This is a genomic window from Roseobacter phycocola, assembly GCF_042055075.2.
Taxonomy (GTDB): Bacteria; Pseudomonadota; Alphaproteobacteria; order Rhodobacterales; family Rhodobacteraceae; genus Roseobacter.
Genome location: NZ_CP194010.1, coordinates 1,141,986 through 1,161,585, shown reverse-complemented (window position 1 = coordinate 1,161,585; position 19,600 = coordinate 1,141,986). Strand labels below are relative to the sequence as shown.

Below are 19,600 nucleotides of genomic sequence, written 5' to 3'. Positions count from 1 at the left end.
TCTCAGAACCCGGCGTTGATCGCCTGGGCTGCGTCGATGTTTTCCTGACCAACGTCATCCTTGAACTGGTCCCACACTGGCTTCATGGTGGCGACCCATTCGGCACGCTGTGCATCATCCAGCTGGCGCACGACGCCGCCCGCCTCGATGATGGCCGCTTTGGCTTCGTTGTTCACAGCTGTGGATTCTGCGTTCCGCGTTTCCGTCACTTCGGCCACGATGGTTGCCAGCTGATCCCGCACGTCGCCATCAAGGCTGTCCCACCAGTCCGTGGAGGTCACAACCATGTAGTCGATGATGCCGTGGTTGGTTTCAGTGATGCCGTCTTGCACTTCAAAGAACTTCTGGCCGTAGATGTTGGACCATGTGTTCTCCTGGCCGTCGACAACGCCGGTCTGCAGCGCGCCGTACACTTCAGAAAACGCCATCGGCTGGGGTGAGCCACCCAGAGCAGCCATCTGCGCCTTGAGCACGTCGGAGTTCTGCACGCGGAACTTCAGACCATCTGCATCAGAGGGGCTGTTCAGCGGTACATTGGCTGACATCTGCTTCATGCCATTGTGCCAGAACGCGAGACCGATCAGACCACGGCGCGTCATGGATTCTTTCATCGCCTGACCTGTGTCAGAGTTCTGGAATGCATCAACAGCGTCGATGTTCTTGAACATGAATGGCAGGTCAAAGATGCGGAAGACTTTGGTGAACTGCTCGAATTTTGACAGCGATGGTGCGGCCATCTGCACATCGCCCTGCAGCAGCGCTTCGAGCACCTGGTCATCATTATAGAGTGTCGAGTTCGGGAAAACCTCCATACAGGCTTTGCCGTTCATTTCTTCGTTCACACGTTCCTGCAGCAGAGTTGCCGCGATGCCTTTGGGGTGGCGGTCGGTGTTTGTCACGTGGCTGAATTTGATGACAACTTCGCCATCGTCACAGGCCGCCGCAACAGCGGATGCGCTTACGCTCAGTGTCAGCGCGGTGAGCGCTGCTGTGATCATTCTCATTGGTTTCCTCCCAGGAAGTCTGTCTGTTTCAGACGTTGATCAGGCACCGGTTCGCGGTGCGCTGCCGATATCAAACAGTGTTAACCCTGGTGCTGCAAGCGCTGTGTTGACGGGCGGGACCTCATCGTTTTTATATAATTATTTCTGACGCTTAACCGCACTGAATAAGGCGTCCGAAACGCTTCCGGAAACACCTATGTGCGAATTTCCGCACGGCCATTTTGCGCAGTGTGCGGATTTTCGCACACTAGTCGGCGCGGTAATCTTCTGCGCGAATCCCGTAACGGGCCAGTTTGTCATAGAAAGTTTTGCGCGGCAGTTTCAGCGCCTCGGCTGCCCGGCTGGCCTGGCCGCCTGTTCTGCGCAGCGCCTGTTCCAGCAGGCTCTGTTCGACCTGCGCCATCTGTTCAGCCAGCCCCAGCGATGTGTCATTCTTTTCCTCAGCGGCCAGTCCGAGGGCAAACCGCATCGCTTCGGACATCAGCGCCCGGGCATTTCCGGGCCAGTCGCGCGCCATCAGTCCGGCGACGATCTGGGGTGTGATTTCAGGCTCTTCCAGACCTGCCTGCTCACAGGCCTGAGCCACATAGTGCTGGAAGAGAACCGGGATGTCTTCGGGGCGTTCTGACAGCGAAGGGATCCGCACTGTGGCCCCCTCGAACCGATAGTACAGTTCAGAGTTAAGCTGACCCGCAGCCACACTTTCCTGCAGATCCCTGTGAGAGCCTGCGATAACACGCGTGGACACCCCGGCGTCCAGCAGTTCAACCAGCGCCAGCTGCGTCTGCGCCGGCATCAGCGTGATCTCGTCGACAAACAGACTGCCCGTTCGTGCCGCCTCAAGCACATTAGGCAGCTCATCGGCGCTCAGCGCTGCTCCCGCCCGTTTGACAAAGGGCGCTTTGGAGCGTGCCGAACACAGATGGATCACCTCTGCGACCTTGGAAATGCCCGTGCCAGGTGCACCCGTGACCAGAACTTCGGTCTCCGCAAGTGCCACACGGCGTGCCCGCCCCCGCAGACCTTCAGCAAGCTGCGACGTGCCAAAAAGCATCCGCGCTGCGGGATCACCGGTGGCCACCAGCGCGCGCAGGTGGCGGTTGTCCAGCACCAGCTGGCGCGTTTTCAGTGCCCGCTCCAGCACAGCGAGCAGATCAGCAGGCGCGCAGGGTTTTTCCAGAAAGTCAAAAGCGCCCCGCTCGACAGCCTTCATCGCAGTGGGAATATCACCCTCACCTGTCAGCAGAATAACCGGCAGTTCCGGGTCCTGCTCACGGGCATAGGCCAGCAGGTGGAACCCGTCGCGCCCCGGCATCCGCAGATCAGACAGGACAACCCCTTCAAACCCGCGGGTAATGTGATCGCGCGCAGCCACGAAAGACCCTGCTGTCACCGGTTGCAGATCTGCCAGCTCCAGCGTCTGTGCCAGCGCATCGCGCACCGGCGCGTCATCATCCACCAGCAATACCTGCTTCATGCTGCCTCCTGCGCTTCCCAGGGGCGGATGCCTACGACAAATCTGGCGCCGGGGTCACAGTTCTCTACACGGATGTCGCCGCCGAAACTCTGGATAATCCCATAAGAAATGGACAGACCGAGTCCCATTCCCTCTGACGCCCCGACTTCCTTGGTCGAATAGAACGGATCGAAAACCTTCTCCGGCTCGGCAATGCCGGGTCCGAAATCACGGACGGAAATCTGAAGCATTGCTCCCTGTTCAATCGCGATCTCAAGCGCGCGACTCCCGGCGTCCTTCATTGCATCCAGTGCGTTCGTCAGCAGGTTTACAAAAACCTGCACCAGGCGCACCTCGCCACCCTGAGCCCAGACCGGCGCGTCGGGGCGATCAAAACTGACCCGGGTCTGCAGATCCCGAAGCCGCGGGCCGGTCATTTCCAGCGCGGTATCGAGCGCAGCAACCACATCCACGCGTGTCACCGGTTCGGTTTGCTGCCTCGAAAAAGACCTGAGGTTTTTGATAATCCGGCCCATGCGCCGTGTCATATCAGAGATGCGCGTCAGGTTCTCCGCCGCCCGTTCCGGCTGGTCGCGGTCCATGAACTGCACCGCATTTTCCGCAAAAGACCGGATGGCCATCAGCGGCTGGTTCAGCTCATGGCTGATCCCCGCGCTCATCTGCCCCAACGCGCTGAGACGGCTGGCACGGGCCAGATCCTCCTGCGCCCGTGCCAGGGCTGTCTGCGCTTCTTCGCGATCCGCCGCTTCGGCACGCAGCGCTGCATTGGTCTCCGACAGGGCTGCCGTACGCCGCGCCACGCGCTCTTCAAGCGCCATATTCGCCACGGCGAGGGTCCGGCGGCGTTCCGTCGCCAGAAAAAGCAGGGCACCGAATGCGAGACAGAGGGCCGCCAGTGCCGCCGCCTGCAATGCCGCCAGCCGTCGCGCCGGTGTTACATCAATCAGCACTTCTCCGGTCAGTCCGATCACCGGAAGCTGCTTGGTCAGGTGCAGCGCGTTTTCCGGCAGATACGGGCCCCAGCCCACCTGCCAGACCTCGTGCCCACCGGTTTCATAGCTGTCAAACGCCAGCGTCCGTCCGTCATCCGGTTGAATACCCGCACCGTCCGGTGACCTTGTCCAGCCCACCAGATCGGTACGGTTGGTCACAAAGACAGCGCCTGCGTCATCCGTAAAGAAAACCGAGCGGAACCCACCCCGCCATGCATCCTCAATCGAAGAAATGCTGACCGCCACAACAACGCTGCCGGTCACCCGCCCGTCCGCACCGAAAGCCGGTGCTGCATAATAATAGGCGCGGGCCTGCAGCGGCGACCCGATGCCGTGCCCCCACCCCAGCGCGCCCTGCTGGGACCTGCGGATATAGGATGCACCGCTCAGATCGGCGCCCGGCGCGATATGTGCAGCCGCACCCACAAGCCCGGCCGCATCAACATACATCACATCGAGCGCCGCCGTCTTGTCGGCCACACTGAGAAACAGTTCGGAGGCTGACGCCTGATCCTCACCGCGGGCCAGGGCCTCCATCACCGGATGATCTGCAAGCAACACAGCCAGCTCACGGTACCGCTGAAGCTGTCCGACGAGACGGTCGCTGGCCAGTGCCAGGTCAGCGCGCCCCTGGCGCGCGAGCTGATCGAGTGCCTGCAGATAGCCATACCGCCAGACCCCCGCTGACAGCGCGGCGACGGCGATCAGGAAGACGCCGATCAAGGCAATCCGGTGCAGAAATGGCCGTTTCATGCCGGCAGACTACAAAGCGCCTCTTGCCTTGGCCAGTGCACAGAGGCTTTATCTGCCACGATGAAAACACTGCACCAGTCCCCGGTTGACCCCGCCTTTGTACAGAACCCCTATGCCCTTTACGCTGAGGTGCTGGCCGGTGATCCGGTCCGGTACTGGGATGACTACGGCATGATGGCTGTGTTTGACGCAGACACGGTCAGCGCTCTACTCCGCGACCGCAGGCTGGGGCGCGCCTGCCCGGCCGACCAGGTGCAGCCGGTTCCTGAACATCTGGCGGATTTTGATGCCGTTGAGCGCCATTCCATGCTGGATCTGGAACCGCCGCGCCACACGCGGTTGCGCGGCCTGGTGCTGCGCGCCTTCACGTCGCGCCGCATCCGGGCGCTGGCCCCTGACATTGACGAAATCTGTGCCGACCTGCTGGACCGTTTCCCGCAAACCGGGGCCTTCGATCTGATTCCTGCCTTCTGCACCGAACTGCCCGTCCGGATCATTGCCCGTCTGCTGGGTGTGCCCGAAGAGATGTCGCAGGACCTGCTGCGCTGGTCCAACACCATGGTCGCGATGTACCAGGCCGGCCGGGACCGCTCCACCGAGACGGCCGCGAACACTGCCGCGACAGAATTCTCTGCGTTTCTGTCAGCGTATATCGAGCGCCGTCGCTCATCACCCGATGACGACCTGATCACCGAACTGATCGCCGCAGAAGAAGACGGCGATCGTCTGACTCGCGACGAGATGATCGGCACCTGTGTTCTCCTGTTGAATGCCGGGCATGAGGCGACCGTGCACACAATGGGTAACGCGGTAAAATGCCTGCTGGAAAATGGCACAGGTCCCGGCGCCTTCACCGATGACCGGATCGCCGGCACGGTCGAAGAAGTGCTGCGGTTCGATCCGCCGCTGCATATGTTCACTCGCTACGCCTATGAAGACATCAGAGTTGGCGACCATATTCTGCAGAAGGGGCAGCAGGTGGCCCTGATGCTGGGCAGTGCCGGTCGGGATCCGTCACGGTGGCAGGAGCCAGACACCTTTGATCCGTTCCGTGAGACACAGACACATTCGGCTTTCGGGGGCGGGCTGCATTTCTGCGTCGGTGCCCCACTGGCGCGTCTCGAACTGCAGATGGGACTGCAGCACCTGTTCCGCCGGTATCCGGACCTAACACTGGCAGCACCCCCGGAGTATGCGGACATGTACCATTTTCATGGGCTGACCCGGCTGATGGTCACGGCATGACGCCGCCCCGCCGCATGCACATGCATGCGGACCACCGAAAAGAATGCGGCGCAGCCGCGCCTTCGGATCAGCTGTCCAGAGGCAGCATTGTGGTGGATTTGATCTCTTCCATTGACAGCAGCGCCGTCACATTGTGCACCCGCACTTCTGAGATCAGCGCCTGATAGAACGCATCGTAAGCGCGCGCGTTCTTTACCCTTACTTTCAGAATATAGTCGATATCGCCTGCCAGCCGGTGTGCTTCCTGCACTTCCGGTCTGTCGCGCAGTGCCTGCAGGAAACGGGCCTGCCAGTCCGCTTCATGCTCGGATGTGCGGATCAGAACAAAGAAGCAGGCCTCAAACCCGAGCGCCTCCGCATCCAGCACAAAGGTTTGCTGTCCGATGATGCCAGCATCGCGCATTTTCCGAATCCTGTTCCAGACCGGCGTCTTGGAAGAACCTGTTTTTGCCGCAATTTCGTCCAGAGACTGGCCTGCATCGCGTTGCAGCTCTGCGAGGATTTTCCTGTCTGTGTCATCCATCCGAACTGCCATTCCACCATCTCCTCTGAATACGGGTATTTGTTCTCCCTGGCTTATAAATCAGAACATTCGTCCTTTTCAACCGCCGCATATGGCAAAATACCGGGAATATTTCCTATATTGAGACCAAGAAATCAGAGAAAGACGACCAATGGATCATTTCCCCATCTTTCTGCGTGTCGAAGGCCGGCGCATTGTGTTGTCCGGTGGCGGTGACGCCGCTCTGGCAAAACTGCGGCTTCTGATGAAGTCCACGGGACATGTTACTGTCTTCAGCCCGGCACCTGCGCGTGAGATCGAAGACTGGGCCGAACAGGGAAAGCTGCGGCTGGTCCGGCGCGCAATGGCGCCTGGCGATACACTTTGTGCCGCACTATTTTATGCTGCTGATGAAGATGAGACCGAAGACGCGCGCACCGTCGAAATCGCCCGGGCTGATGGCGCATTGATCAATGTCGTCGACAATCTGCAGGACAGCGAGTTTATCACCCCCGCCATTGTTGACCGCGACCCCGTGACAATCGCCATCGGTACTGAGGGCGCCGCTCCGGTACTGGCCCGTGCGATCAAAGCGGAACTTGAGGAACGCCTGCCGGCGGCCCTCGGTCCGCTCGCGCGCATCGGCAAAGGTTTCCGAAAGATGGCCGAAGCATTGCCATTCGGGCGTGCCCGCCGTGATTTCTGGCGCGATTACTACTTCAATGCGGGCCCGGCAGCGATCAGTGGCGGCGAGTACAAAGTGCGCGAAGGGCTCGACAGCCTGCTGGCCGATCACCTGAACCGTGAAGCCCGCGCCGGTCAAGTGCATTTTGTTGGCGCGGGTCCGGGCGATCCCGACCTGCTGACTATGAAAGCGCGCCGCGTTCTGGACGAAGCCGACGTGGTGATCCACGACCGTCTGATCAGCCAGCCCGTGCTTGAACTGGCCCGCCGCGAGGCCGTTATGATCGACGCGGGAAAAGAGGGCTTTGGCCCGTCCATGAAGCAGGAAGACATCAACGACCTGATCGTGGAGCACGCTAGACAGGGAGCACAAGTGGTGCGCCTGAAATCCGGCGATGCCACCGTCTTTGGCCGGCTCGACGAAGAGATCGACGCAGTGGACGCGCATGACATCACCTGGGATATCGTGCCAGGTATCACGTCCGCCTCCGCCGCTGTTGCTGAAATCGGGCAGAGCCTGACAAAGCGCGGCCGCAATTCCTCGGTGCGCTTCCTGACCGGTCACGACACCCGCGGATTTGCCGATCACGACTGGAACACCCTGGCCCGCCCGGGCGAAGTGGCCGCCATTTATATGGGCAAAAAGTCCGCACGGTTCATCCAGGGCCGTCTGATCATGCATGGTGCGGATCGTCACACGCCCGTGACCATCATCGAAAACGCCTCCAGGCCGGCGCAGCGCGTGCTGGAAACCACACTCGACGCCCTGCCCGCAGCACTGGAGGCCGCGAAAATGGACGGACCGGCGCTCACTTTCTACGGTCTTGCCCCGCGCGAGGCTGCAGCAGCACGCCGCCGCCTTGTTGACACTCTCCCCGAACACTCCATCAGAACGCAGGAGGCGCTTTAAATGGCCCGCGCATTCACCCCCAAAGTTGTTACCGCCAATGATCTTCTCAAAGGCGATGTGATCTATCAGACAGCAGGCGGCTGGACCCGGCTCCTGGCTGAAGCCGAAGTACTTACAGATGAGGCCGACGCGGATCTGCGCCTTATCGATGCCAGCCAGCAGACCGACCGTGTGGTTGGTGTCTATCTGGCGGATGTGGATGCCTCAGGCGACACGCCGAAACCTACCCATTTCCGCGAAGATTTCCGCGCCACCGGCCCTTCCAACTACGCGCACGGCAAACAGGAGGCTCAGGCCCATGTATAATTATACCGATTTCGACGCCGCCTTTATCCAGGAGCGCAATGCTCAGTTCCGCTCGCAGGTTGAGCGCCGCATTGACGGCTCGCTGACCGAGGATGAATTCAAGCCGCTGCGGCTGATGAACGGCCTCTATCTGCAGCTGCATGCCTATATGCTGCGGGTGGCGATCCCTTACGGCACGCTGAACAGCCGTCAGATGCATAAACTGGCAGACATTGCCGACCGCTGGGACAAAGGCTACGGCCACTTCACGACGCGCCAGAACATCCAGTATAACTGGCCGGAACTGCGCGATGTCCCGGATATGCTCGACGCACTGGCAGAGGTGCAGATGCACGCCATCCAGACCTCCGGCAACACCATCCGCAACGTGACGGCGGACCATTTCGCCGGGGCCTCTGCCGACGAGATCGCAGACCCGCGCCCGGTGGCTGAACTGATCCGCCAGTGGTCCACGGATCACCCGGAATTCCAGTTCCTGCCGCGCAAGTTCAAGGTGGCCGTGACAGGCTCGCCCACAGACCGCGCGGTGACCAAGGCGCATGACATCGGCCTGCGCATGGTCGAGCGCGACGGCGAGGCAGGGTTCGAGGTCATCGTCGGTGGCGGTCTGGGTCGCACCCCGATGATAGGCAAGGTGCTTCGTGAATTCCTGCCGCAGGAAGACCTCCTGCCCTACCTGGAATCCATCGTCAGCGTCTACAATGTGCTGGGCCGCCGCGACAACAAATACAAAGCGCGTATCAAGATCACCGTGCATGAAAACGGCCTTGATGACATCCGTGCGCGGGTCGAGGAACGCTTTGCACTGGTGCGCCCGCTCTTTACCGGCGTGGATCAGCAGATGCTGGCCGCCATCGAGAGCGACTTTGCAGCCCCAAAGTTCCGCGAAACGTCACTCGCCGCCTTTGAGAGCGCCTACACTAACGATCCGGTGTTCCGCGCCTGGGCGGATACGAACCTGAACGACCACCGCGCGCCCGGCTATGCCATCGTCTCGATCAGCCTCAAGGCACATGGCAAAACGCCCGGTGACGCGACATCTGAGCAGATGCGTGTGATGGCGGAACTGGCCCGCGAATATGGTCATGATGAACTGCGCATCAGCCACGAACAGAACGTAATCCTGCCCCACGTGCATAAATCCGATCTGCCGGCGATCCATGCGCGCCTGAAAGAGGCCGGCCTTGGCACCGCAAACATCGGCCTGATCTCGGACATCATCGCGTGCCCCGGAATGGATTACTGCGCGTTGGCCACGGCCCGTTCCATTCCGATCGCTCAGGAAATTGCGACACGGTTTGACGAGCTGAAGCTGGAACACGACGTGGGCCCGCTCAAAATCAAAATCTCGGGCTGCATCAACGCCTGTGGTCACCACCATGTTGGTCACATCGGCATCCTTGGTCTCGACCGCGCGGGCGTGGAAAACTACCAGATCACGCTGGGCGGTGACGGCTCGGAAGATGCGAGCATCGGCGAACGTGCAGGCCCCGGTTTCTCTGCGGAAGAGATCATTCCGGCCATTGAACGTCTGGTTCTCGCCTATCTGGATCTGCGCGATGAGCCCGGCGAAACTTTCCTGCAGACCTATCGCCGGCTTGGCCTCGCGCCCTTCAAGGCAGCCCTTTACCCGGAGACACAGGCCAATGCCGCTTGATCTTCACCCTTCTGTCGCCGGGGCGCAGTCGGAGGCTCCGGTCTCTGACGCGCTGGCAGGCCTGGTTGCTGATCTGAACGCGCAGGTCGCGGGCAAATGCGCCCGCGACGTAATCCGGACGGCTCTGTCCGCGATTACGCCCTTGCGTCTGGTCTCCAGCTTTGGTGCGGAATCGGTCGCTCTGCTGCACCTGGCCGCGGAAGCAGACAGGGACATTCCGGTGATTTTCATCGACACCGAAATGCTGTTTGAGGAAACGCTCACCTATCAGCAGGACATCGCAACCACGCTGGGCCTGCGCAACCTGCGTATCCTGCGCAGCGCCGATGCGGCACAGCGCGACCCGGACGGCCTGCTGCACCGGACCGACCCGGATGCCTGCTGCTCGTTGCGCAAAACAGAACCGCTGCAGGCGGCTCTGGCAGGCAGCAACGGCTGGATCACAGGGCGCAAGCGGTTCCAGAACGGGAAGCGTGCCGCACTGGAGTTTTTCGAGGCCGAACCCGGCACGGACCGTATCAAGGTCAACCCGCTGTCCCGGTGGTCCCGCGCGGATGTGCAGGCATACATCACAGAACACCGCCTGCCCCGGCACCCGCTGGTTGTACAGAATTACCCTTCGATCGGCTGTGCCCCCTGCACCACGCCGGTCGCCCCGGGCGAAGATCCCCGCGCCGGGCGCTGGCGCAACACCGACAAAGACGAATGCGGCATCCATTTCGCCAACGGCAAAGTGGTCCGCCAAGGAGATGAGACATGACAACACTGGTTCAGGACAGCGGCTTTGCTGCGGACGACTGGAACGAAGGTTTTGTGGCACTGGGTGCCGCGAATGATGCCGATGCGCTGGATGTGCCCTCTGACACTGATCCCGCGGACATTCCTCTGTGTGACGGGCTGAAGATGATCCGCGTTGATTTCCCGTCGTCTGCCGACGGGCGCGGTTTTACCATTGCGCGTGCGTTGCGTCTGCGCGGCTACCAGGGCCGGCTGCGGGCAAAGGGTCATGTGCTGGCAGACCAGTATGCCATGGCCCGCCGGTCCGGTTTTGACGAAGTCGAGATTTCTGATGAACTTGCCGCGCGACAACCGGAGGACCAGTGGCTCTTCCGCGCCAACTGGCAGGCGCATCACTATCAGGCGCGTCTGCGCGGTACAGGATCGGCCCCTGCCCCGCGCGGCTGATTGCCGCCTTCCCCAACCCCGAAAATACTTTCTATAAGGAGCGCGCAGGTGTAAGCCTGCGTTGACACATTCATGACCGAGCAGACACCTGTGACCGAAGCTACCGCCGTTAAAGTTCCCACCCTTCCCGATGCGCAGACAGTGACGTCCGTAAAACACTGGACGGATCGTCTGTTTTCATTCCGCGTGACCCGCCCCGCATCGCTGCGGTTCCGGTCGGGCGAATTTGTGATGATCGGCCTGATGGGCGACCCGCACCCCGAAACCGGCAAGCAGAAACCACTGCTGCGCGCCTATTCCATCGCGTCACCGTCCTGGGATGAGGAACTGGAGTTCTATTCGATCAAAGTGCAGGACGGACCGCTGACATCAAAACTGCAGCACATCCAGCCGGGTGACGAGATCATTCTGCGCCCCAAACCGGTCGGCACCCTGGTGCATGACGCACTGCTGCCCGGCAAGCGGCTGTGGTTCTTTGCGACCGGGACAGGCTTTGCGCCCTTTGCGTCGCTGCTGCGCGATCCGCAGACCTATGAGGATTACGACCAGATCATCATCACCCACACCTGCCGCGACGTGGCGGAGCTGGATTACGGGCGCGAGCTGATCGAGAACCTGCGCAAGGATGAAATGATGCTGGAGCTGCTGGGCGAAGAGAACCTGGCCAAGCTGACATATTACCCGACCACGACCCGCGAGGAGAGCCCCAGAATGGGCCGTATCACCAACCTTCTGAAAGATGGCACGGTGTTCGCAGAACTTGGGATCGACGGGATTTCTGCGGAGACAGACCGCGCGATGGTCTGTGGGTCACTGGGTCTGAACAACGACCTGAAAGAGATCCTTGAAGGTTTTGGCCTTGAAGAAGGCGCCAACTCCGACCCCAAACACTATGTGGTCGAGAAGGCCTTCGTCGGCTGATACCGATCAAACGGCACTTAAAAAAAAGCGCGCTGTGGGGGACCGCAGCGCGCTTTTCGTTTTCCGGCTATCCGTCCACCGTGGGTTACATGCCCAGTGCGGACCGCAGCTGTTCCAGCGTCGCCTGCAGCAGTTCGGGGCTGTCCTGCGCCTGTTTGACCGCGTTGCTCAGCAGCGCTTTCTGGGTTGCAGCAAGGTCGGAGTTTTCGATCATTTCCTGAACCCGCTCAAAATTGAACCCTTCGGGCGTCAGCAGGCTGGCATCAGGTGCGTCCGCTGCGGGTGTCTCTGTGCCCTCAGTTGCAGAGTCTGCCAGTTCCTCAACAGCCTCCTGCGTGTCGGCCACAGCGTCTTCGGTTGTCGGCGTCACAGCATCTGTGACGGCGTCTGCAGCCTCAGAGGCGGCATCACCAGCCTGATCAACCAGCGATGCGGCACCTTCCGCAACATCACCTGCTGCATCTGTCGCAGCACCCACTGCAGCTTGTGCTGCATCCGTTGCGGCATCGATCGCATTGTCCACTGCCTCATCAGCAGCCTCAACCGCATCTGAAGCGGCATCCGCTGCAGCGTCGGCCGCGTTTTCAGCGGCGTCGGTCGCCGCGTCAACAGCATCCCCTGCTGCATCTGTGGCAGCCTCAACAGCCTCAGTCACGGCATCTGCGGCTTCCCCGGCAGCTTCGGCTGTGTCCTCTGTTGCTTCGGCAGCTTCTTCGGTCACTTCTTCGGCAACCGGTGCAGCTTCTTCAGTGGCCGTGTCCACGACCTCCTGCGGCGTCTGCCCGCTGTAAAGATACCACCCGCCAGCTGCAATTGCGGCGGCAACAATGATCCAGATTACATTTCTCATAGCTTTGCTCCCTCGTAACTCTGCCGGACCAACGCGGCCCGGCTCTGATTGTTCCTGACCTGACAGTTGAGAGATCGGCCAGCCAGCAACAAGGGGGAAATCCGTGCGTTTCGGCGCATATCGGCCCAATTTGCCGCTTGAAGTGCGCCCTCCAGGCGTTTAATTTGCCTTCGCATATTCGCGAACAATCAAAGGACTGACATCATCGCTCGCAGACCACACAACGCGCCGCCGCAACGGGACACCGGCCCGCGCGTAAACGACAAGATCCGTGCTCCTGAAATCCGCCTGATTGGCGCAGATGGTGAAAATGTTGGGGTCGTTACCCCTTCCCGGGCCATGGATATGGCCGATGATGCGGGGCTCGACCTCGTAGAAATCTCGCCAAACGCCAATCCGCCCGTCTGCAAAATCATGGATTTCGGCAAGTTCAAATATGAACAGCAGAAACGTGAGAGCGAAGCGCGCAAAAAGCAGAAGATAATTGAGATCAAAGAAGTCAAGTTCCGCCCGAATACGGATACGAACGACTACGATGTCAAAATGCGCAATGTCTTCAAGTTCCTGGAGAACGGGGACAAGGTAAAGGTCACGCTGCGGTTCCGTGGGCGCGAGATGGCGCACCAGAATCTCGGCCGGGAACTGCTGGAGCGGGTCGCCGAAGACACCAAAGACGCTGGCCGTGTCGAAAACTTTCCCAAGATGGAAGGCCGGCAGATGGTGATGCTGATCGGGCCGCTGCCCAAATAATCGCTCGCAATCGTTGTGATCAGAACGCCCTGTCCCCGGACGGGGCGTTTTTCTTTGCGGGTGAGTCGCGTTCAGTGACCATAGAGCGCTGACCAGATACCGAAGGCTCCCACCAGGATCAGGCTGAGCGCCCAGACCACATCGAGGTTCAGCCAGGTGCGCGACAGAAACCGCAGCCCCAGCCAGACGTAGATGACCGCCGCGATGATACCGCCCGCCACCGTCATGGCCAGCGTGTGAGCCGCAGCAACCGAAAAAGCAGTCACGACATTCCCCTGCATAAGGGTCTGTGCCGCGAGGTGCCCTGTTTCATCCGGTCCGATCGCACAAATGCCAAGGTAGATCGGGACAAGCATCAGCCCCGCGCCATGCGCCATGGCCGCCAGAAACGACCAGAGCGCCAGGCGGGCGGGATGCACGCGCGCCAGTATTTTTGGATGCCTTTGGTTGATCAGCAGGTAGATCCCCATCGCTACCACGATGATGCCCGCGCCCACCCGGATCTCGACCTCCCACTCCACAAGGAAGAACATCAGCGAGAAAGGCAGCAGGATCGCGATCATGGCCAGAAAATGCCCTGCGGCCAGCATGCCGAGCGCGCGTGGCAGGGCACGGGGGTTCTGCTCCATCAGGGCCGCTGAAACAGCCAGAGGCCAGCCCATCCCGGGGTTTACACCGTGATAGATGCCCGAAAAAATGACGGCCCCCCAGAGGGCCGTCAGAGATGTCATGTCAGCAAACACTCAGACCGACGGGTAACAGAAGCTGTCAGTTGAACAATCGCCCCCTTCAAGCCTGATCTGGTGCGACCGCATGCCTTTGGGGAAGTCGATGTAGAAGTCTTTGTTCAGCGTCAGACCCCCGTTTTCTCCCACATCAGCCATCACCATCTGGCCCCCTTCATCATCCGGATAGAACTGGTCGTCCCATGTGGAATAGAGCGAATTGGTCCAGTACACGCGCTTGCCATCGCGACTGATCTCAACCATCTGCGGCCCGTAGACAAAGGGCTTGCCATTCGGGTGCGGCGTTGCCCGCGCGATTCCGCCAACTTCGACCTTGCCCGCCAGTACAGGGTTCATCGGGTCGGACACATCGTACTGATGCATCTCTCCCAGCCCCCAGCAGGCAACGTATAGGTATTTGTCATCAAGGCTCAGGTCGATATCTGTCACCAGCGGGGGCACGGCTTCGAACCCCTTGAGCAGTGGCGGCAGGTTATCCGGGTTCTCAGGACGCGGATCAATGGTAATGGTCTTTTTCGCCTGCCATTTGCCGTCGTCATCGCGCCACCAGGTAAAAATAGATCCCTGCAGATTTGTCGTGTCAACGACCACACCACAGAACCCATAGGATTTTTTTGGGTCATGTGCGGGTCGGATTTCCAGCGCCATCTGGTGGTTTTCGCCCAGATCAATGGTTTGGATATTCTTGCGCGCGCGCAGATCCCAGAAATGGATGGAATGACCGTATTTGTTGGACAACAGATCCTCGGCCACAACGCCATTTTCGAACTGCGGCGGCAATCCCCATTCAGAACTGACCATATAGTCCTGGGGCAGGTTCCACCAGAAGTCATAGTGTTTGTCCTGAGGGCCGCGATCCATTTCATACTGGCCGATGATCTCGAACGTTTCGCAGTCCATAATGAAGATACCCGGAGGGCCGTCGGTGCCATCGGCGCCGCCGCCACCAAGGCAGGAGACATAGATGCCTTCGGGGCCGCAGTGAATCGTATGCGGACGCGAATAGCCGGTTTTTGCAAAGAGCTCTTCGGGTTCAATCGTCTTGTGGATATGCGCTTTCAGCGGCTCCTTAACGTCGATCACATAAATCCGCGACGACCGGATGCCCGGCACAATCAGATAGCGCCGTTCCAGGAATGCATGGCCGGACAGAGGCGAAAGCGACGAGGAACAGGCGTTCCAGCCAAAATGATGAAATTCATCGCCTTTGTTCGGCACGATCACCTGGTGCACGATCTGACCATACGTGTCAGAGCCCGGCTTCAGGTCAACAACAGCAATGCCGTCAGACTGCGAGCCATCCGGGCTCAGCATCACCGTGAATGCATAATTCTCGACCGGCGCCTGCATGGCCAGTTTCGGCGACGGATAAAATGTCGGATCAGGTCTCAGGTTCATATAATTCCTCCCATGAATCATTTGCCCGTGCGACGGGCTCTGGTGCGGGCCGTTAAGGCCTCTGGTTCCGGTAAATGTGCCCCCCACGTTCATGCGGCATCGCTTCTTGAAACCGCGCTTAATGACGCCCACCGCGTCACTCTTCAATTGTCTGACATTCGCCAGCCTCTACAGAACCTTTGGGAGAAAAGTGCCGCAAATCAAGAAATTTCTGAAGCCGGTTCCGAAAAACCTTCATCAGCCCGAACAGAATTCCGGGCCTGTCAGATTGCGAAAAAGAAAACCCCGCCACAATGGGCGGGGTCAGAACTGTTCAGGACGGGCTTTTTCAGCTGGCGGCTGATACGGCCCGCTTTGTCATCACGCCGACCAGGTGCGCACGATAATCACCGGTGCCATGCAGATCGCTGATCATGTCGTCACCGGAAAGCGACAGACCATCAATTGCACCGGCGGAGAAATCAGCTGACAGGGCAGCCTCAGCCTCCGACCAGCGGAACACGCCATCGTTGGACGCACCGGTGACCGCGACACGGACGCCATCTGCAAATTTCGCAACGTAAACGCCCACAAGCGCAAAACGCGACGCCGGCTGTACGAACTTCTGGTAGTTCGACGCCGAAGGTATCGGGAACCGCACCTCGGTGATGATTTCGCCCTCATCCAGTGCTGTTGTGAACATCCCCTGGAAATAATCATCAGCTGCAATCTCGCGACTGTTCGTGATAATCGTCGCCCCCGATCCGAGTGCCGCGGCCGGATAACAGGCTGACGGATCGTTATTGGCAAGCGAGCCGCCAATCGTCCCGCGGTTACGCACCGCCGGATCTCCGATGTGGCTGGCCAGGGCGGCAAGCCCCGGATAGTGACCCGCAGCCTTCGTTGTGACGGTTGCATGGGTCGTCGCACCGCCGATGGCCAGCCGGCCGTCATCGGTCATGCACACGCCCTTCATCTCGGCAATACCGCCCAGCGACACCAGAACAGAAGGGCTTGCAAGTCGCTGTTTGAGCGTGGGGATCAGCGTCTGCCCCCCACCCAGCGCCTGCGCGTCTTCCCTGCCCATGGCTGCTGCCGCATCCGCAACCGAAGCCGGGCGTTCTACATCAAAATTATACATCTTCTTTCCTTTCCTCAGACCAGAAAACCAGTGTTTCTTCTGGCCAGAAATATCCCGGAGGGCGCGGCCCGGCCCGGGCCGCCGGGGGGCTGGCCCCCCGCCCCGTCCTGATCAGCTCTGCATCGCAGCCCAGACACGCGCCGGTGTGAGCGGCATATCAATATGCGTCACATCACGACCCGCCGACTGCAGCGCATCAACGACCGCATTGACCACCGCCGGCGGCGAACCGATGGCCCCGGCTTCGCCGCAGCCCTTAACCCCCAGCGGGTTGTGCGTGCACGGCGTCTGACACGAATGATCCACCCCGAACATCGGCAGGTCATCAGCCCGCGGCATCGCATAATCCATATAGGACGCGCTCAGCAGCTGGCCGTTTTCGTCATAGGCGCAGTTCTCCAGAAGCGCCTGACCAATACCCTGCGCCAGCCCTCCGTGGACCTGACCGGTCACGATCATGGGGTTCACGACATTGCCGAAATCATCGACCGCCGTGAAGGCTTCGATCGTCACCTTGCCGGTATCGGGATCCACTTCGACCTCACAGGCATAGGCGCCTGCCGGATAGGTAAAGTTGGACGGATCGTAAAAGGCCGTCTCCTCCAGCCCTGGCTCCAGATCTTCCAGCGGATAATTATGCGGAACATAGGCTGCGAGGCAGACATCACCCCACGCCAGGGACTTGTCCGTACCGGCAACAGAGAATTCACCGTCTTTCAGCTCAATATCCGCCTCCGAGGCCTCCAGAATGTGGCTGGCGATCTTTTTGGCTTTGGCGATGATCTTCTCGGTCGCGCGCACCATCGCGGAGCCCCCGACAGCCAGTGAACGGGACCCGTAGGTGCCCATGCCCATCGGTGCGTTCGAGGTGTCCCCGTGCACAATTTCGACCATGCTCTCGTCGATGCCGATCATGTCGGCCACCACCTGCGGGAAGGCCGTCTCGTGACCCTGCCCATGGCTGTGGCTGCCGGTCATGACCACCAGACCACCGGTGGCATTCACCCGTACAGTGGCACTCTCATAGAGCCCCGCCCGTGCACCGAGCTGCCCCACAAGGTTGGACGGCGCAATACCGCAGGCCTCAATATAGCAGTTCACGCCGAGCCCGCGCAGCCGGCCTTTGGCCTCAGACGCCTGCCGCCGTTCCTCAAAACCACTGAGGTCGGCCATGTCTTCGAGCTTATCCATCGTGGCCACGTAGTCCCCCGTGTCATACTCGACAGCCACCGGCGTGGCATAAGGGAACTCAGTCACAAAGTTCTGACGGCGCAGCGCAATCGGATCAACACCAAGCTCACGCGCTGCCTTGTCGATCACCCGCTCCAGCTGGAATGTGGCCTCAGGCCGGCCCGCGCCGCGATAGGCATCCACAGGCACGGTATTGGTAAAGACCGCTTTCACGTTCACATAAATGAGCGGCGTCTTATAATTGCCCGCCATCAGCGTCCCGTGCAGCCATGTCGGCACCGAGGGTGCAAACGTTGAGAGGTAGGCTCCCATATTGGCAAAAGTCTCGGTGCGCAGTGCCGTGAAATTGTTGTCCGCATCCAGCGCCAGTTCGATCTTCGTGACGTGATCCCGACCGTGGGCGTCTGACATAAACGCCTCAGACCGGCTCGACGTCCATTTGACAGGGCGGCCACAGGCTTTGGCGGCGAAGGTGCAGAAAGCCTCTTCCTGATAGTGGAAGATTTTGGTGCCGAAACCACCGCCCACATCGGGGGCCACCACCCGCAGCTTGTGCTCAGGAATGCCCAGCACGAAAGCGCCCATCAGCAGGCGGATCACATGCGGGTTCTGGCTGGTGGTATACAGCGTATGATCGTCTGTCCCGCGGGCATAATCGCCCACAGCCACGCGCGGCTCCATCGGGTTTGCGACCAGACGATTGTTAACCAGCTCCAGCGTCGTAACATGCGCGGCAGCCTCAAAAGCCGCATCCGTCGCCGCTTTGTTTTCCTCAACAAAACCCCAGTCGTAACAAAGGTTTGACGTCAGATCATCATGTACTTTTGTGGCGCCGTCACCAACAGCTGCCTTCATATCGACAACGGCCGGCAGTTCGGAAATGTCCACATCAATGGCTTCAGCCGCATCGCGGGCCTGTTCCAGCGTGTCCGCCACAACAGCGGCAATGGGTTCTCCGACATGGCGGACCTTGCCATGCGCCAGAACCGGGTGCTTGGGCTCCTGCATCGGCTGGCCGTGCTTATCGGTGACCTGCCAGCCACAGGGCATGCCGCCGACGGCCTCGAAATCTGCACCGGTGAAGATTTTCACAACACCCGGCATCGCCTCAGCAGCCGATGTATCTACGCTGTTGATCGTGCCATGCGCCATGTCAGAGCGCAGAAAGTAAACATGCGCCTGTCCGTGGATGTTGATGTCATCTGTATAATTGCCGGCCCCTGTCAGAAACCGGACGTCCTCTCGGCGCTTTGAGCTTGCGCCAATGCCACTGTCTTTCGGCATGTCATTCCTCCCTGGAATTGCAGCGGACCTGGTCCGCCCGGGGCTTTTCCGCCTGCAGCATTGCCACAGGCTGCCCTCTGTTACGCTTTATTCGGCAGCAACCTGACTCACGTCCTGACCGGACGCCGCCATGATCGCCTTGACGATGTTATGGTAGCCGGTGCAGCGGCAGATATTGCCCTCAAGATACTCGCGGACTTCCGTTTCTGACGGCGTCGGGTTTTCCTTGAGCAGAGCGGCGGCCGACATCACCATACCGGGCGTGCAGAAACCACACTGCAGACCGTGGTGGTCCTGGAATGCCTGCTGGATGACGTTCAGGGACCCATCCGCATTGGCCATACCTTCGATTGTGGTCACCTCTGCGTCCGCTGCCTCTGCCGCCAGCATCGTACAGGCTTTGACCGCCTCGCCGTTGACGTGCACCACGCAGGCGCCGCACTGACTGGTATCGCATCCGACATGGGTACCCGTGAGCTGGAGCGTATCCCGCAGGAACGACGACAGCAGCGTGCGCCCTTCCACTTCGCCGGACGCGGCCTTCCCGTTCACGGTCATTGAGACCTGTGCCATGGTTTCCTCCCTGAAAACTTTTGTTGGTTTCTGAGGGGAGTTAAGCACGGCA

The 19,600-nt window shown here is 60.2% G+C and carries 18 protein-coding genes; 8 read left to right on the top strand and 10 right to left on the bottom strand.

The features are described 5' to 3' along the window. Positions 1 to 2 precede the first annotated feature (2 nt). The 3 genes from AB4K19_RS05655 to AB4K19_RS05645 all read right to left on the bottom strand — a co-directional run bounded on the left by AB4K19_RS05655 (position 3) and on the right by AB4K19_RS05645 (position 4,226). A complete protein-coding gene (locus AB4K19_RS05655; RefSeq protein WP_375227477.1) occupies positions 3 to 1,004 on the bottom strand; it encodes a DctP family TRAP transporter solute-binding subunit in 1,002 nt (333 codons plus the stop codon). A 247-nt stretch (positions 1,005 to 1,251) separates the two neighbouring features. Beyond that, a complete protein-coding gene (locus tag AB4K19_RS05650; RefSeq protein ID WP_436399298.1) occupies positions 1,252 to 2,481 on the bottom strand; it encodes a sigma-54-dependent transcriptional regulator in 1,230 nt (409 codons plus the stop codon). Beyond that, complete coding sequence (locus AB4K19_RS05645) at positions 2,478 to 4,226, bottom strand: sensor histidine kinase (protein WP_375227476.1); 1,749 nt, start codon at positions 4,224 to 4,226, stop codon at positions 2,478 to 2,480. Before AB4K19_RS05645 ends, AB4K19_RS05650 begins: the two co-directional genes overlap by 4 nt. A gap of 60 nt (positions 4,227 to 4,286) precedes the next feature. Between AB4K19_RS05645 and AB4K19_RS05640 the strand changes: the two genes are divergently transcribed. Continuing rightward, positions 4,287 to 5,471 (top strand): cytochrome P450, encoded by a 1,185-nt coding sequence (locus tag AB4K19_RS05640; RefSeq protein WP_375227475.1) that lies wholly within the window; start codon positions 4,287 to 4,289, stop codon positions 5,469 to 5,471. 67 nt (positions 5,472 to 5,538) lie between these two features. Here the strand turns inward: AB4K19_RS05640 and AB4K19_RS05635 are convergent, their stop codons facing one another. Beyond that, positions 5,539 to 6,006, bottom strand: a complete 468-nt coding sequence (locus AB4K19_RS05635; RefSeq protein WP_436399297.1) for an Lrp/AsnC family transcriptional regulator — start codon at positions 6,004 to 6,006, stop codon at positions 5,539 to 5,541. Between the two features lie 139 nt (positions 6,007 to 6,145). Between AB4K19_RS05635 and cysG the strand changes: the two genes are divergently transcribed. The 6 genes from cysG (at position 6,146) to AB4K19_RS05605 (ending at position 11,636) form a co-directional block, all read left to right on the top strand. Beyond that, on the top strand, positions 6,146 to 7,567 hold the full coding sequence (gene cysG, locus AB4K19_RS05630) for a siroheme synthase CysG (protein ID WP_436399296.1): 1,422 nt from the start codon (positions 6,146 to 6,148) through the stop codon (positions 7,565 to 7,567). Next, complete coding sequence (locus AB4K19_RS05625; protein WP_375227473.1) at positions 7,568 to 7,873, top strand: DUF2849 domain-containing protein; 306 nt, start codon at positions 7,568 to 7,570, stop codon at positions 7,871 to 7,873. After that, positions 7,866 to 9,530 (top strand): nitrite/sulfite reductase, encoded by a 1,665-nt coding sequence (locus tag AB4K19_RS05620; protein ID WP_375227472.1) that lies wholly within the window; start codon positions 7,866 to 7,868, stop codon positions 9,528 to 9,530. Before AB4K19_RS05625 ends, AB4K19_RS05620 begins: the two co-directional genes overlap by 8 nt. Next, the gene (locus AB4K19_RS05615; protein ID WP_375227471.1) at positions 9,520 to 10,290 is read left to right on the top strand and encodes a phosphoadenylyl-sulfate reductase; all 771 of its coding nucleotides are present in this window, start codon (positions 9,520 to 9,522) and stop codon (positions 10,288 to 10,290) included. Before AB4K19_RS05620 ends, AB4K19_RS05615 begins: the two co-directional genes overlap by 11 nt. Next, on the top strand, positions 10,287 to 10,715 hold the full coding sequence (locus tag AB4K19_RS05610) for a DUF934 domain-containing protein (RefSeq protein WP_375227470.1): 429 nt from the start codon (positions 10,287 to 10,289) through the stop codon (positions 10,713 to 10,715). The genes AB4K19_RS05615 and AB4K19_RS05610 overlap by 4 nt, the downstream gene beginning before the upstream one ends. 72 nt (positions 10,716 to 10,787) lie before the next feature. Next, a complete protein-coding gene (locus tag AB4K19_RS05605) occupies positions 10,788 to 11,636 on the top strand; it encodes a ferredoxin--NADP reductase (RefSeq protein WP_375227469.1) in 849 nt (282 codons plus the stop codon). An 85-nt stretch (positions 11,637 to 11,721) separates the two neighbouring features. On the opposite strand, the gene AB4K19_RS05600 is transcribed toward AB4K19_RS05605, so the two are convergent. Next, complete coding sequence (locus AB4K19_RS05600) at positions 11,722 to 12,486, bottom strand: translation initiation factor 3 (RefSeq protein ID WP_375227468.1); 765 nt, start codon at positions 12,484 to 12,486, stop codon at positions 11,722 to 11,724. Positions 12,487 to 12,648: 162 nt separating this feature from the next. On the opposite strand from AB4K19_RS05600, the gene infC reads away from it, so the two are divergent. Continuing rightward, positions 12,649 to 13,236: a translation initiation factor IF-3 gene (infC, locus tag AB4K19_RS05595; RefSeq protein ID WP_436399529.1), complete on the top strand. Its 588-nt coding sequence runs from the start codon at positions 12,649 to 12,651 to the stop codon at positions 13,234 to 13,236. A 71-nt stretch (positions 13,237 to 13,307) separates the two neighbouring features. Here the strand turns inward: infC and AB4K19_RS05590 are convergent, their stop codons facing one another. From AB4K19_RS05590 to AB4K19_RS05570, 5 genes are all read right to left on the bottom strand, one after another. Beyond that, positions 13,308 to 13,967, bottom strand: a complete 660-nt coding sequence (locus AB4K19_RS05590; RefSeq protein WP_436399295.1) for a hypothetical protein — start codon at positions 13,965 to 13,967, stop codon at positions 13,308 to 13,310. Between the two features lie 12 nt (positions 13,968 to 13,979). Further along, positions 13,980 to 15,380, bottom strand: a complete 1,401-nt coding sequence (locus tag AB4K19_RS05585) for a selenium-binding protein SBP56-related protein (protein WP_436399294.1) — start codon at positions 15,378 to 15,380, stop codon at positions 13,980 to 13,982. 328 nt (positions 15,381 to 15,708) lie between these two features. After that, on the bottom strand, positions 15,709 to 16,500 hold the full coding sequence (locus AB4K19_RS05580) for an FAD binding domain-containing protein (RefSeq protein WP_375227466.1): 792 nt from the start codon (positions 16,498 to 16,500) through the stop codon (positions 15,709 to 15,711). Positions 16,501 to 16,611: 111 nt separating this feature from the next. Beyond that, the gene (locus AB4K19_RS05575; RefSeq protein WP_375227465.1) at positions 16,612 to 18,975 is read right to left on the bottom strand and encodes a xanthine dehydrogenase family protein molybdopterin-binding subunit; all 2,364 of its coding nucleotides are present in this window, start codon (positions 18,973 to 18,975) and stop codon (positions 16,612 to 16,614) included. Between the two features lie 87 nt (positions 18,976 to 19,062). After that, positions 19,063 to 19,548 carry a (2Fe-2S)-binding protein gene (locus AB4K19_RS05570; RefSeq protein WP_375227464.1) on the bottom strand — a complete coding sequence of 162 codons (486 nt, stop codon included), beginning with the start codon at positions 19,546 to 19,548 and terminating at the stop codon, positions 19,063 to 19,065. Between the last annotated feature and the right edge of the window lie 52 nt (positions 19,549 to 19,600).

Bases quoted from the DNA above. Each gene is read 5' to 3' on its own strand.
- AB4K19_RS05655 (WP_375227477.1), bottom strand. From the start codon at position 1,004: ATGAGAATGATCACAGCAGCGCTCACCGCGCTGACACTGAGCGTAAGC.
- AB4K19_RS05650 (WP_436399298.1), bottom strand. From the start codon at position 2,481: ATGAAGCAGGTATTGCTGGTGGATGATGACGCGCCGGTGCGCGATGCG.
- AB4K19_RS05645 (WP_375227476.1), bottom strand. From the start codon at position 4,226: ATGAAACGGCCATTTCTGCACCGGATTGCCTTGATCGGCGTCTTCCTG.
- AB4K19_RS05640 (WP_375227475.1), top strand. From the start codon at position 4,287: ATGAAAACACTGCACCAGTCCCCGGTTGACCCCGCCTTTGTACAGAAC.
- AB4K19_RS05635 (WP_436399297.1), bottom strand. From the start codon at position 6,006: ATGGCAGTTCGGATGGATGACACAGACAGGAAAATCCTCGCAGAGCTG.
- cysG (WP_436399296.1), top strand. From the start codon at position 6,146: ATGGATCATTTCCCCATCTTTCTGCGTGTCGAAGGCCGGCGCATTGTG.
- AB4K19_RS05625 (WP_375227473.1), top strand. From the start codon at position 7,568: ATGGCCCGCGCATTCACCCCCAAAGTTGTTACCGCCAATGATCTTCTC.
- AB4K19_RS05620 (WP_375227472.1), top strand. From the start codon at position 7,866: ATGTATAATTATACCGATTTCGACGCCGCCTTTATCCAGGAGCGCAAT.
- AB4K19_RS05615 (WP_375227471.1), top strand. From the start codon at position 9,520: ATGCCGCTTGATCTTCACCCTTCTGTCGCCGGGGCGCAGTCGGAGGCT.
- AB4K19_RS05610 (WP_375227470.1), top strand. From the start codon at position 10,287: ATGACAACACTGGTTCAGGACAGCGGCTTTGCTGCGGACGACTGGAAC.
- AB4K19_RS05605 (WP_375227469.1), top strand. From the start codon at position 10,788: ATGACCGAGCAGACACCTGTGACCGAAGCTACCGCCGTTAAAGTTCCC.
- AB4K19_RS05600 (WP_375227468.1), bottom strand. From the start codon at position 12,486: ATGAGAAATGTAATCTGGATCATTGTTGCCGCCGCAATTGCAGCTGGC.
- AB4K19_RS05590 (WP_436399295.1), bottom strand. From the start codon at position 13,967: ATGACATCTCTGACGGCCCTCTGGGGGGCCGTCATTTTTTCGGGCATC.
- AB4K19_RS05585 (WP_436399294.1), bottom strand. From the start codon at position 15,380: ATGAACCTGAGACCTGATCCGACATTTTATCCGTCGCCGAAACTGGCC.
- AB4K19_RS05580 (WP_375227466.1), bottom strand. From the start codon at position 16,500: ATGTATAATTTTGATGTAGAACGCCCGGCTTCGGTTGCGGATGCGGCA.
- AB4K19_RS05575 (WP_375227465.1), bottom strand. From the start codon at position 18,975: ATGCCGAAAGACAGTGGCATTGGCGCAAGCTCAAAGCGCCGAGAGGAC.
- AB4K19_RS05570 (WP_375227464.1), bottom strand. From the start codon at position 19,548: ATGGCACAGGTCTCAATGACCGTGAACGGGAAGGCCGCGTCCGGCGAA.